This is a genomic window from Azospirillum sp. A1-3 (genome assembly GCF_023806445.1).
Lineage (GTDB): Bacteria > Pseudomonadota > Alphaproteobacteria > Azospirillales > Azospirillaceae > Azospirillum.
On record NZ_JAMSLU010000001.1, the window covers coordinates 2,283,153 to 2,296,582 of the forward strand.

A 13,430-nucleotide genomic window follows, 5' to 3' on the forward strand; every position below is an offset into this window, starting at 1 on the left:
TGCAGCTTGAACGTTCGCAAACAAACAAGGGCAAAGCACTACAGGCACTGAACGCCTTGAAATGCTCCCAGTCGCGATGCTTGATTCCTTATCCATCAACCATTAATGTAGGAAGCCATATTATATTCTGGGCAGAGGTCTGATATGGCGTATCTACTGGAGGAACTTGGCGACGAGCGATTTCAACAACTCTGCCAAGCCATCCTTGCCTCTATTTATCCTGACGTTCAGTGCTTACCCGTTGGCCAACCTGATGGTGGTCGCGATGCGTTCATTCGAGAAGCTAGTGCACTGACACAGACATAGGATTCACAACGGGCGGGCGACGTGCAATTCTGTCGGCATGGCCCAGATCGTCAGCGTCATCATTGGAGCGGAGGATCGTGCGCGTTTGGCCGCGATCCTCGCTGACCGCAATCGCCCGCAGAAACATGCGCAACGGGCGAACATCGTTCTGCTTTCGGCCGAGCGACTGCCCGTGCTGGAGGTGGCCCGTCGGGCCGACGTCAGCCGCCCGTCGGTGTGGCGCTGGCAAGTGCGCTACGCCGAACAAGGCGTCGACGGGCTGTTGCGCGACAAAACGCGCAAGCCCGGCCGGGCGCCTCTGCCGGCCGCCACCGTGGCCAAGGTGCTGGCGCTGACATGTTCGGAACCACCCGGCGCCGTCACCCATTGGACTGGTCGAGCCGTGGCCAAGATCATCGGCATCAGCCTGCGTGCCGTTCAGCGCATCTGGGAGGCCAACCGCCTCCAGCCCCATCGCATCCGTACCTTCAAGCGCTCCAACGATCCGGCTTTCGCCACCAAGGTGGAGGACATCGTCGGCCTCTACATGGACCCGCCATGCCATGCGGTGGTTCTGTCCATCGACGAGAAGAGCCAGATCCAGGCACTTGACCGCACCCAGCCGGGTTTACCGCTGAAGCCCGGCAAGTGCGGGACGATGACGCACGATTACAAGCGCAACGGAACCACCACGCTGTTTGCCGCGCTGAACACCCTGGACGGCACCGTGGTGGGGCGCTGCCTGCCCAAGCACACCCACAAGGAGTTCATCAAGTTCCTCAACGCCGTCGAGCGCGTCGTGCCGGTCGGCAAGGTGATCCACGCCATCGTCGACAACTACGCCACCCACAAGCATCCCAAGGTGCTGGAATGGTTGGCCGATCATCCACGATGGGTCTTCCACTTCACGCCGACCTCGGCATCCTGGATCAACGCCGTCGAGGGCTTCTTCTCCATCATCACCCGCCGGAGCATCCGACGCGGCGTGTTCAAGTCCGTGGCCGATCTCCAGGACGCCATCACCCGCTACATCCGCGAGCATAACAGGGCATCCAAGCCCTTCGTCTGGACCAAGCCAGCCGACGACATCCTCGATAAACTCAGCCGTTTGCCTGCACCTTCTGAATGAGTCAGTGCACTAGTGGGGGCAGCTCTACCGATTCCATAATATTTCAAGTGAAATTTGTCAGAAACCCTGATTCGAAAAGTGCCCGCGATCTGATTGAGCAGGTAATCAGAACTGAGAGCGCGAAAGTATCTCGTTTAGTTGAGCGAGGTGCTAAATCATACTTTCTTCTGACCAATGTATCAGGCTCTTCCCACTTAGAATCGGGATCTATAGACAAAGCAAACATAGAAATAAGCAACGCCTTTGGCATAAAAGTTAATTGCTGGTGGAGAGATGACATTGAGCGTCGAATTGATTCAAAGCCTGCCATTAAGTGGAGCTATCCTGAGATAATACGAACAACAGATTTGCTACAATCACTTTTAGCCGGAAACAATGACGAAAAATCTAATAGAAGGTCAGACGCTCTCAGGGCATATATGGCGTACCAATTCAAGTACGATTCTCAATTGAAATTTAAGCAAATTGATCTACAGAAAAGTTTGAACGACCTTTTTGTTGATGTCCCTGCACGCCTTGCGCAAGTTAAGATGATGGAGAAAGGAAGCCACTGGTCAAGTCACGTTAGTGGTCATGAAGCATTGTTTGACGAATCACTTTCAGTCTCCACAGAATTTAACGATGTAAGCGAGGAGCGCCTTTCTCAAGCGCCCGGCGCACTACAGCTACTTATCAAAAAAGATAGCACCAAAGCACTTTCAAGGCTGGTATTGGAGGGCGCACCTGGGCAAGGGAAATCTACAATAACTCAATATCTTTGTCAGCTTTATCGCATGATTTTACTTAAAAGAACGTCAGAGCTCTCCAAGATACCTGCCGCTCATCGTCCTTGCGATGCTATGATACCGTTTCGTGTAGATTTGCGCGACTATGCAAGCTGGATTTCCGGGAGAGATCCATTTAGTGACGACTCTGAAGCTCGTATTCCGTCAGGAAGCAGTCCCGTTCTTGAGTGTTTCCTTGCGGCTCAAGTTCAACGTTATACGGGCATGACCTTTTCGGTAGATGACCTGACTGCGGTGTCACATGCATCTCAGATTCTCATCGTGCTTGATGGCTTTGATGAGGTTGCTGACATCTCGATTAGAAACCGTATTGTTAGAGAAGCCTCAGACGCAGCTGTCCGAATTGAGGAGAATGCGCTTTCTGCTCAGATTCTTGTAACGAGCCGCCCAACAGCCTTTGCCAACTCTCCTGGGTTTCCTCGTGACGAGTGGCAACATATGCACCTGCTATCACTGTCCCGTTCTGCGATCGAATCATATGCACAGAAATGGCTTGATGCTCGAGGCGCTGACGCGAAGGAAAAGAGAGATACGATTAGGGCTTTAAAAAGCAAGTTAGATCAGGCACATGTGCGTGATTTGGCCCGTAATCCGATGCAATTGGCCATTTTGCTGAACTTAATCTCTGTGCAGGGCGCTTCTCTGCCAAACAAAAGAACAGCACTTTACGACAAATATATCGACATTTTCCTAAATAGGGAGTCTGAGAAAAGTGATGTTGTTCGAGATCGCAGAGAACTTCTTATTCAGATACACAGGCATCTTGCCTGGATTCTACAGGTTGAAGCGGAAACAAAATCCGGCTCTGGGCATATTGCAGAGTCTCGCCTCCGCGAAACCCTTAGAAAATTTCTAGAAAGCGGTGGACATGGAACCAGCTTGGTCGACGATTTGTTTACAGGCATGGTGGAACGTGTTGTTGCGCTTGTATCCCGTGTTCAAGGGACATTTGAGTTTGAAGTACAGCCTTTAAGGGAGTACTTTGCGGCACGGTATCTTTATGACACTGCTCCCTATACTCCTACCGGCGTACAACGCCGCGGAACTTTACCTGACCGCTTTGATGCAATTATAAGAAATTTCTATTGGCTTAATGTCGCGCGCTTTTATGCAGGCTGCTACAGCAGTGGCGAGCTTGCCTCTTTGCTTGATGGATTAGAAGAAATCGAGGACTCTGAGCAGTTTAAATGTATCAGCCATGTCCCAGAGTTCTCAGAGACCGTTTGAAAAGTGTTGGCGCTGAAAGCGTGATGTGATTCAAGCTTCGGATGTGGACCGAAGCGACGCGCAGCCGGATGGCCAGGATCGAGAAGCAGACGAAGCGGTATTCGACGGACCTGACCGATGAGGAATGGTCTCTGATAGAACCGCTGATGCCACAGAAGGCCGAAACCGGCCGTCCGAGGTGTGTGGACCTTCGAGAAATCTTGAACGCCTTGCGCTACTTGGCTCGGACGGGCTGTGGCTGGCGGCTTTTACCGAAGGACTTCCCGCCGTGGCAGACGGTGTACTGGTGGTTTCGGCATCTCTTGCGGCGCTTGCTGTTTCAGACGATCCACGACGTGACGTTGATGATCGACCGTGAGCGGGCCGGGCGCGAAGCCAGTCCGAGCGCCGGGGTTGTGGACAGCCAATCGGTGAAAGCTCCCGCCGCCACGGAGCGCGGCTACGATGCGGGCAAGAAGATCAACGGGCGCAAGCGGCACATCGCGGTCGACACCGATGGCCGCCTGCTGATGGTGAACCTGACCACCGCCGACATTTCCGACTCCGCCGGAGCCCAGACCATCCTGGAGGCGATGCGCAAGCGGTGGCCGTGGATGAAGCACCTCTTCGCCGATGGCGCCTATGATCGCAAGAAGCTGATGGACAAGGCTGCCTTCCTCGACTTCACCGTCGAGGTGGTCCGGCGAACCGACACCGAGCCAGGGTTCAAGGTCGTGCCGCGACGCTGGGTGGTCGAGCGGACCTTCGGATGGATGACCCGCTGGAGACGTCTGGTTCGAGATTATGAAGCCCGGATCGACGTCTCCGGCGGTATGATGCAGCTCGCCATGGCAAGCCTGCTACTTCGACGAGTCTGCCATTGAAGCGGTTGTCAAACGGGCTCTCAGCAATACTTCTTTCTGACTATGTCTTCGCTCAGCATCCTAAATTAGCAGGAAAATTGGCAGCCCGCGTAACGGGAGAGTCAAGGTTCAGAAGCTTGTTAGCCAAACGTTACTTTGAACGCTCAGAAAGTGGATTCCCGCTACCTTCTGGTCCAGCCCGATCTATGCTTGTAGAAAGCTGCAAGAAGATAATAGAGAGTAAAGATCAGTTTGATACTCTTTACGCCGCCTCTGAGGCACTTCTCTCGAATTGCATTCCAGATGAAATCAAATCTTATTGGCTCCGATCGAGATCCGTAATGAAAAACGACCAGCTTTGGCTTAGAGTTGGAAACTTTTTAAACGTTCTTGCGCGAATACCTAAGAATGAATGCTTAGATTTAATACATAACTCTGGATCAGAAAGTTCTATCGAATTTCTCAAAGTAGGCCGTCTAGCCCGGATAATTCACCGGAGCTGAAGCTGGGGCGGCGGGCGCGAGGCTAATCCACTGAATTCGTGTATGATTCTGGTGCTGAAACAGTCTCACCACGGATCAAGGGAGTTCACACCCGCCATGACCGAGAGTACCGGGGTTCTGCCCGGTTTGTCACCGGTTGCCGGCAAGCCGGTTCACGCCGCCTTCGATGGCGGCCGTCTCACCTCCGACGCCGGCGTCCTGCTGCTGGCCGAGATTGATCGGCGTCTGGGCGTCTGCGAGCGTCTGGCGCGCTGCATCGAGGACCCGCGCTATGGCCCGACAATCACGGTGAGAATGGCGACAATCAGGATGAGAATGGAATGCCGCCGTCGTGTCGGAGGTCGGGCGTAGCCCGGCCGGAGGCACGACGGCGGCATCGGCGCCTTTCTGTTTGGGAAAGGCGCTGCTGGCGGAAGCGGTGAACGCAGCCAGGATCGAGGGTCTTCACGCCAATGAGGAACCCCGACCTTGCCGGGCCGACATCACCGACCAGCAAATGAGGCTCTACATGAAATACCGGTCCTCCAACACCCCCGCGATTGCGGCAGCAAAAGCCGGGTTCAGCCCGGCGACCGCCTATCGCATAGACCAGGATCCCAGCCCGCCATCGACCAAGAAGACACCACGGGGGCGCCGCCGACCCGATCCGTTGGCTGGCTTCTGGGACAGCGAGGTGGTGCCGATGCTCAAAGCAGCACCGGGGCTACGGGCGATCGCCGTGTTCGCCGAAATCCGTCGGCGGCATCCGGACCTGAGCGAAAGCGTTCGCCGTACGCTGGAGCGCCGCATCCGTGCTTGGCGAGCGGTGAATGGCCCAGATCAGGACGTCATCTTCCGCCAGGATCACGAACCCGGCCGGATGGGCCTATCGGATTTCACTGACATGGCGACTCTGGCAGTTACCATCGCCCAGCAGCCGCTCGATCACCGCCTTTACCATTTCCGCCTCGCCTACTCCGGCTGGGAGCACGCCCACGTCGTGCTGGGCGGGGAAAGCTTTGTCGCTCTGGCCGAGGGGCTGCAGAACGCTCTCTGGTCGCTCGGCGGCGTGCCGGCTGATCATCGCAGCGATAGCCTGTCGGCTGCATTCCGTAACCTGGATCGCGAGGCCGCCAAGGATGCCACTCGCCGCTATGAAGAGCTCTGCGCCCACTACGGCATGAGCGCCAGCCGGAATAACCGCGGTGTCGCCCACGAGAACGGCAGCATCGAAAGCCCCCATGGCCACCTCAAGCGCGCGGTGGAGGATGCGCTGCTGTTACGCGGCAGCCGCGACTTCACCGACTTGGCGGCCTACCGCCGCTTCATCGACGAGGTCGTGGGCCAGCAGAATGCTCGCCGGATAAAGGAGGTCGCGGTGGAGCGGGATGCCCTCAAACCCTTGCCCCCGATCGAACCCGCGACTTCGAACGAACCATCGTCTGTGTCACCTCCAGCGGCGGCTTCACCCTGCGCAAAGTGTTCTACACCGTGCCCTCGCGCCTGATCGGGCATCGCCTGCGGGTTCATCTGTTCGATGATCGGCTCGACTGCTTCTTGGGTGGAACGCACGTGCTGAGCCTGCCGCGTGGACGCTCGCGCGGGAACGGCAAGCATGGCCATGTCGTGGATTACCGCCACGTCATCCACGCCCTGCGGCGCAAGCCGATGGCGCTGCTCAATCTTGTCTACCGTGACCAGCTGTTCCCTCGCCAAGCCTACGCCCGGGCCTTCGAGGCCTTGCTGGCTGCCGGCGACGAGCGGCGGGCTTGCGCCACCACGGTGGAGTTGCTGTCGCTGGCCCACGAACGGGGCTGCGAAGCCGCTTTGGCCCAACTCTTGGAGATCGAATTGGCGGCCGGCCGGTTGCCCGACTTGCAGGATTTGCGCGAGCGCTTCCAGGCTCCCACCGCCGCCCTCACCACCGTCACCGTCGATCTCGTGCCGCTCAGCGTCTATGACGAGCTGGGCACCGTTCGCCCGGGAGAACCAGCATGACTGCGGCTGATCCTATCGACGCCGCCCGCCTGTCGCTGGCGCTCGGCGATCTGCGCCTGCCGGCTATCAAGCTGATCTGGCCCGACTTTGCCGCGCGAGCCGACAAGGAGGGCTGGCCTGCTGCCCGCTTCCTGGCCGCCCTAACCGAACATGAGATCGCTGAACGCGCTCGCAGGCGTGTTGAGCGTCACCTCGACGAAGCCCGCCTGCCACCTGGCAAGACCCTGGAGAGCTTCGAGTTCGACGCGGTGCCCATGGTTAGCAAGGCCCAGGTGATGGCCTTGGTTGCCGGCGACAGCTGGTTGGAAAAAGGCGCCAATTTGATCCTGTTCGGGCCACCCGGCGGGGGCAAGTCGCATCTAGCCGCCGCCATCGGCTACGCCCTGGTGGAAAATGGCTGGCGCGTGCTGTTCGCCCGGACCACCGATCTGGTGCAGAAGCTGCAGATCGCCCGACGTGACCTAAGCTTGGAGTCGGCGATCGCCAAGCTGGACAAATACCACCTGCTGATCCTCGATGACTTCGCCTACGTCGCCAAGGATCAAGCGGAGACCAGCGTCATCTTTGAGCTGATTGGCTCCCGGTACGAGCGGCGCTCCTTGTTGATCACGGCAAACCAGCCCTTCGGCGACTGGGGCAAGATCTTTCCCAGCCAAGCCATGACGCTGGCTGCCATCGACCGGCTGGTTCATCACGCCACCATCTTCGAGATGAACGTCGAAAGCTACCGGCGACGAGCAGCACTGGAGAGAAAACGGGGACCTGGACGCCCGCCCTCGCGCGCGACAATCAACTCCAACCTGATTGACGCTCCGCGACAGGACCCTTGAAACCCGCCTACTGCAGCGTCAATCATGCTCCTGCCGCGACCCCAGACCGTCTCATCCTGATTGTCGCGCTCTCCATCCTGATTGTCGCGCCATACCGCGCGCTCCCGAGCGCGTCCAGCACACGCTGGCGGAGATGATCCGCTTCCGCGCCCTGCTGATCGCCGCCGGCTACCCGGATGCCAATGACTGCGACGCCCTGCGCAGCGATCCCGCCTTCAAGATGGCGGTGGGCCGACTTCCCGAGAGCGGAGGCGACCTTTGCTCGCAGCCGACCGTCAGTCGCCTGGAGAACCTGCCCGGCCCGGTGGCGCTCAAGCGCATGATGGCGGCTATGGTGGACCTGTTCTGCGACAGCTTCGCCATGGTGCCGCGGCGCATCGTGCTGGACATCGACGACACCGAGGATCGCGTCCACGGCGCCCAGCAACTCTCGCTGTTCCACGCCCATTACGATGAGCGTTGCTTCCTGCCGATGCACATCTACGAGGCGACGACGGGCAAGCCGGTCGCCGTGATCCTGCGGCCCGGCAAGACGCCGGACGGCGCCGAGGTGGCGTTGGTGCTGCGCCACGTTGTGCGCGCCATCCGCGCCCGCTGGCCGCGCGTTGATATTCTGGTGCGTGGCGACAGCCATTACGGCCGCCACGAGGCGATGAGTTGGTGCGAACGAAATCGCGTCGGCTATATCTTCGGCCTCGGCGGCAACAAGATCCTGCTCGGGCGGGTCACCGACTTGGCCGAGGACGCCGCGATGGGCCGGCTCGCCGGCGAGGCGGACAAGGTCCGGCGCTTCGGCGAGTTCCGCTATGCCGCCCGCACCTGGAAGGTCGAGCGCCGGGTCATCGCCCGGATCGAGGCGTCAGCCCAGGGCACCGACACCCGCTTCATCGTCACCAACTTGGCTGGAACGCCCAAGGCGCTGTACGAGACGATCTACTGCGCCCGCGGCCAGATGGAGAACCTGATCAAGGCGCATAAGCTGCACCTCGCCTCCGACCGAACCTCCTGCAGCAAGGCAACCGCCAATCAGTTCCGGCTGCTCATCCACACCGCCGCCTATTGGCTGCTGCACACCTTGCGCGGCTTGGCACCGAAGGCGTCGTTCTGGCGCGACACCCAGTTCGACACCCTGCGCCTTGGTCTCATCAAGGTGGCGGCGCGGGTCACCGAGATGAATACCCGCATCAAGGTCTCTCTGCCGACCAGCTTCCCCTACCAGGAAAGCCTTGCGGTGTTGGCCGCCCGCACCGTCAAGCTCCCGCCGTGAACGCCGGGGCAACCTGCCCCTGAACAAACCTATCCCCGCAACCCTCAAGCCCCGTCATCCCGCGCCATTGGCGCCACCCATCGACGCGCCTTCGGACAGCCGTTCCAAAACCCTGATGAATGATCCAGGCTAGACCTATTTGATGAAAATCCCGCTTTATAGAAGACTTTTTTAGATCATATCTTAGACAATGGCGGAAGCTACTACTCCTTTTATCAAAACGGAAAGGATTTAACGGATTCAGCAGCTCTGTTCGGAGCACTAGCAGCATTGCTTTCTCCCGATATCCATTTTGACAGAATGGAATCACCAGCACAAATATCTCTAGCAACATTCCTTTCTCATTACGGTCCTTTTCATGCGATAATGAGAAGATTCATGGATACTTCTTCAAACCACATTAATTGTCCTGGAATAGTTCCAGGATAAATGCTGGCGATGATCTACGATATCCTAAGCACGAAAATTCCTACTCTTCGTTCAGATATCGAAATATGGTCAATATTTGTTGAAGCCTCCAGGAAAACTTGGGGAAATCGTTGGGCGCTTTGCACCCTATCTGTTTATGTAGCAGAGACCGTTGATATAAATGATCATCAGAGTTATGACATCTTTGACGATCAAGCGCCTCTTTGCCACAGAACTATATGGGCAAAAAAATCAGCAAGAAATATAGAATGGTGGAGATCTCAAATCGTCAAAGAAAGATTTTCCAATACATTATACTCACAGTTAGTCATATTGTGTGCTTTAAAATGGATGCCGATAGAAAATGTTTTAGAGTTTTCTGATATCATCTCTAATGCGTTAGACGAAATGGATAACACGTCTTGGAATAACCTTGCATCTGCTGTCTCGGTTATATCAAATCTGTCGATTAGGCGGCGCAGAAATGGCCTACATTCTATTACAAAACGGGATATGCCCACCTCCATGTCTGTTCGTTTAGCCTCTCTAATATCGTATCGGGTCAAATCGGCATCCGCTCAAATTATTTTCCATCATTATTTGGAAAATTACGATGGGAGAGACAATGCAGTTCTGCTTGCTATCACAAAAATCCTTGCGGACAGCATAGCGAAGAAACCGGAGCTTTGGACGCGGGCACTTCCCGTCATCGCTCACGCCTACAAAAATGGGGTTTCATTTCCGTTCATGCACCATGGTTCAAATAATTTAAAAAAGATACCAATGGATATCGCGCGATCAATATGTGTTAATCCAGACGAATACCCGTTACATGTTGTTGGTCAAGCTGAGGCAATTCTCGCCTCAAAGACTGGCGCCGACGCTGTTCCTGTTGGGAAAATCGCCGCGCGAGATAACTGGTTTACTGATGAATAACTACATCTTCACCCACTCACTGTTACGTTGGAATTTTTCCACATCCCCTTACCACCCACCGCCATCCATGATAGGACTATAAGCCTCAACCGCCCGAGGAGTGTCCTGCATGCATCGCCAATGGTGCCACGCCGCCTTGCGCCCGTCCTCCCGCGCCCCCGCCCCGCCGGATGGAACAGTGAACAGTCCCCGGAAAGCCGTTCCAAACTGTTCCAAACGTTCCATCCGACCGCCGCAGGCCGGGTCGGGCGGTACCGGATGGAACAGTGAACAGTCCGCCGAAATCTGTTCCACGATGTTCCACCCGCCCAACTCCGCCCCCAAAACGAAACGGCCCCCTTCCCTTACGGGAAGAGGGCCGAAATCGTTTCAGCTATCCGAAGCGGCTCAGTCGCGCTTGACCGTGTCGCTGTTCAGCGCGGCCTGGGCGGCGGCGAGGCGGGCGATCGGCACGCGGTAGGGCGAGCAGGAGACATAGGTCAGCCCGATCTTCTCGCAGAAGGAGATCGAGGCCGGGTCGCCGCCATGCTCGCCGCAGATGCCCAGCTTGATGTCCGGACGGACCTTGCGGCCACGCTCGGTGGCGATCTCCACCAGTTCGCCGACGCCGGTGACGTCCAGCGACTGGAACGGGTCCTGCTCCAGGATGCCCTGGCGCTGGTACTCCGGCAGGAAGCTGCCGGCGTCGTCGCGCGACAGGCCCAGCGTGGTCTGGGTCAGGTCGTTGGTGCCGTAGCTGAAGAACTCGGCCGACTCGGCGATCTCGCCGGCCTTCAGGGCCGCGCGCGGGATCTCGATCATCGTGCCGGTCAGGTACTCCACCGTCACGCCGGTCTCGGCCTTCACCTGCTCGGCGGCGCGGTCGATCACCCCCTTGAGGATGTCGAACTCCTTCTTGGTGATGATCAGCGGGATCATCACCTCGGGAATGACGGCCTCGCCGGTGGTCTTGGCGACCTCGGCGGCGGCGGCGAAGATGGCGCGGGCCTGCATCTCGTAAATCTCGGGGTACGAGATGCCCAGACGGCAGCCGCGATGGCCCAGCATCGGGTTCGCTTCATGCAGCTGGATGGTGCGGTGGCGCACCCGCAGCGGATCGGTGCCGGTGGCCTGGGCGACCTCCGCCATGTCCTCTTCGGTGTTCGGCAGGAACTCGTGCAGCGGCGGGTCGAGCAGGCGGATCGTCACCGGCAGGCCGGTCATGATCGTGAACAGCTCGACGAAGTCCTTCTTCTGGAAGGGCTCCAGCTTGGCGAGCGCCTTGCGGCGGCCGGCCTCGTCCTCCGCCAGGATCATCTCGCGGACGGCCAGGATGCGCTCCGGGTCGAAGAACATGTGCTCGGTGCGCGACAGGCCGATGCCCTCGGCGCCGAACTTCCGCGCCGTGCGGGCGTCCAGCGGGGTTTCGGCGTTGGCGCGGATCTTCATCCGGCGGATGCTGTCGGCCCAGCCCATCAGGGTGGCGAAGTCGCCCGACAGTTCCGGCTGGATCGTCGGCACCTCGCCCAGCATCACCTCGCCGGTGGAGCCGTCGATGGTCAGGACGTCGCCTTCCTTCACGGTGACGCCGCGGACGGCCATCTGCTTGGTCTTGTAGTCGATGCGCAGGTCGCCGGCGCCCGACACGCAGGCACGGCCCATGCCGCGGGCAACCACCGCCGCGTGGCTGGTCATGCCGCCGCGGCTGGTCAGGATGCCGCGGGCGGCGTGCATGCCGTGGATGTCCTCAGGCGAGGTCTCGATGCGGCAGAGGATCACCGACTCGCCCTTGCCGGCCATCTGCTCGGCCTCGTCGGCGGTGAACACCACCTTGCCGGACGCGGCGCCGGGGGAGGCCGGCAGGCCCTTGGCGATGACCTTGCGGTCGGCCTTGGGGTCCAGCGTCGGGTGCAGCAGCTGGTCGAGCGAGGCCGGATCGATGCGGCGGACCGCCTCGTTCTGGTCGATGACGCCCTCGTTCGCCAGATCGACGGCGATCTTCAGCGCCGCCGGGGCGGTGCGCTTGCCGTTGCGGGTCTGCAGCATGAACAGCTTGTTCTGCTGGACCGTGAACTCGATGTCCTGCATGTCGCGGTAGTGCTTTTCCAGCTTGAGGCGGACCTCGTTCAGCTGGTTGAACACCTCCGGCATCACCTCTTCCATGGCGGGGAGGTCGGACTTGTTGGCGATCTTGCCGGCGATGGTCAGGTGCTGCGGCGTGCGGATGCCGGCGACGACGTCCTCACCCTGGGCGTTGACCAGATACTCGCCGTAGAAGGCGTTCTCGCCGGTCGACGGGTTGCGGGTGAAGGCCACGCCGGTGGCACAGTCGTTGCCCATGTTGCCGAAGACCATGCACTGCACGTTGACCGCGGTGCCCCAATCGGCCGGGATGTCGTGCAGCTTGCGGTAGGTGATGGCGCGGGCGTTCATCCAGGAGCCGAAGACGGCGCCGATGGCGCCCCACAGCTGCTCCTGCACATCCTGCGGGAAGGGCCGGCCAAGCTCGCGCTCGACCGCCTTCTTGTAGTCCTCGATCACCGCCTGCCAATCCTCGGCCGACAGGTCGGTGTCGAGGTTGTAGGACTTGTCGCGCTTGTGGTTGTCGAGGATGTCCTCGAAATGGTGATGCTCAACGTCGAGCACGACGTTGGAGTACATCTGGATGAAGCGGCGATAGCTGTCGTAGGCGAAGCGGCCGTCACCCGACCGCTTGGCGAGGCCAGCGGCGGTCGCGTCGTTCAGGCCCAGGTTCAGGACGGTGTCCATCATGCCGGGCATCGACGCGCGGGCGCCGGAGCGGACCGACACCAGCAGCGGGTTGACCGGGTCGCCGAACTTGGCGTCCATCGCCTGTTCCAGCCGCGCGATGGCGGCGTTCACCTGCGCCGTCAGCTCCGGCGGATAGGAGCGGCCGTTGGCGTAGAAATAGGTGCACAGCTCGGTGGTGATCGTGAAGCCCGGCGGAACGGGCAGGCCAAGATTGGCCATCTCGGCCAGATTGGCGCCCTTGCCGCCCAGCAGGTTCTTCATATCGGCCCGTCCTTCGGTGGCACCGGCCCCGAAGCTGTAGACCCACTTGGATTCACCCTGGCTCGCCATCGCGGAATTCCTCTCGCCCCATGGTCGTCCGGCATGCGGGTGCTCCCCTTGTGTCCAACGACGCTCGCCGGGCGGTCCTTTCCGCTCAGCGAAACGCCGTGGTCAGTTTGCTTGACCGCACATGCCGCTGAGTGGACCTTCTATCGCCCCAAACGTTGGG

General features: G+C 59.0%; 7 protein-coding genes and 2 pseudogenes. 8 read left to right on the forward strand and 1 reads right to left on the reverse strand.

From position 1 onward, the window contains the following. Positions 1-343: 343 nt before the first annotated feature. From M5E06_RS10985 to M5E06_RS11020, 8 genes and pseudogenes are all read left to right on the forward strand, one after another. The gene (locus M5E06_RS10985; RefSeq protein WP_252138188.1) at positions 344-1,414 is read left to right on the forward strand and encodes an IS630 family transposase; all 1,071 of its coding nucleotides are present in this window, start codon (positions 344-346) and stop codon (positions 1,412-1,414) included. Positions 1,415-1,461: 47 nt separating this feature from the next. Further along, a complete protein-coding gene (locus tag M5E06_RS10990) occupies positions 1,462-3,426 on the forward strand; it encodes an NACHT domain-containing protein (protein ID WP_252138189.1) in 1,965 nt (654 codons plus the stop codon). Positions 3,427-3,467: 41 nt separating this feature from the next. Beyond that, positions 3,468-4,289, forward strand: coding sequence for an IS5 family transposase (locus M5E06_RS10995; protein WP_252138190.1), 822 nt, complete (start codon positions 3,468-3,470; stop codon positions 4,287-4,289). 578 nt (positions 4,290-4,867) lie between these two features. Continuing rightward, positions 4,868-5,062 (forward strand): annotated as a pseudogene (locus tag M5E06_RS11000) (transposase); the annotation flags it as partial. Positions 5,063-5,239: 177 nt separating this feature from the next. After that, a pseudogene (gene istA / locus M5E06_RS11005) lies at positions 5,240-6,748 on the forward strand (IS21 family transposase). Beyond that, positions 6,745-7,578, forward strand: a complete 834-nt coding sequence (gene istB, locus M5E06_RS11010; protein ID WP_252138191.1) for an IS21-like element helper ATPase IstB — start codon at positions 6,745-6,747, stop codon at positions 7,576-7,578. Before istA ends, istB begins: the two are co-directional and overlap by 4 nt. Beyond that, positions 7,553-8,845, forward strand: coding sequence for an IS1380 family transposase (locus M5E06_RS11015; RefSeq protein ID WP_286208646.1), 1,293 nt, complete (start codon positions 7,553-7,555; stop codon positions 8,843-8,845). Before istB ends, M5E06_RS11015 begins: the two co-directional genes overlap by 26 nt. Before the next feature lie 429 nt (positions 8,846-9,274). Continuing rightward, positions 9,275-10,189 (forward strand): hypothetical protein, encoded by a 915-nt coding sequence (locus M5E06_RS11020; protein ID WP_252138193.1) that lies wholly within the window; start codon positions 9,275-9,277, stop codon positions 10,187-10,189. Between the two features lie 387 nt (positions 10,190-10,576). On the opposite strand, the gene ppdK is transcribed toward M5E06_RS11020, so the two are convergent. Next, complete coding sequence (gene ppdK / locus M5E06_RS11025) at positions 10,577-13,270, reverse strand: pyruvate, phosphate dikinase (RefSeq protein WP_252138194.1); 2,694 nt, start codon at positions 13,268-13,270, stop codon at positions 10,577-10,579. Between the last annotated feature and the right edge of the window lie 160 nt (positions 13,271-13,430).

Bases quoted from the DNA above. Each gene is read 5' to 3' on its own strand.
- M5E06_RS10985 (WP_252138188.1), top strand. From the start codon at position 344: ATGGCCCAGATCGTCAGCGTCATCATTGGAGCGGAGGATCGTGCGCGT.
- M5E06_RS10995 (WP_252138190.1), top strand. From the start codon at position 3,468: ATGTGGACCGAAGCGACGCGCAGCCGGATGGCCAGGATCGAGAAGCAG.
- istB (WP_252138191.1), top strand. From the start codon at position 6,745: ATGACTGCGGCTGATCCTATCGACGCCGCCCGCCTGTCGCTGGCGCTC.
- M5E06_RS11020 (WP_252138193.1), top strand. From the start codon at position 9,275: ATGCTGGCGATGATCTACGATATCCTAAGCACGAAAATTCCTACTCTT.
- ppdK (WP_252138194.1), bottom strand. From the start codon at position 13,270: ATGGCGAGCCAGGGTGAATCCAAGTGGGTCTACAGCTTCGGGGCCGGT.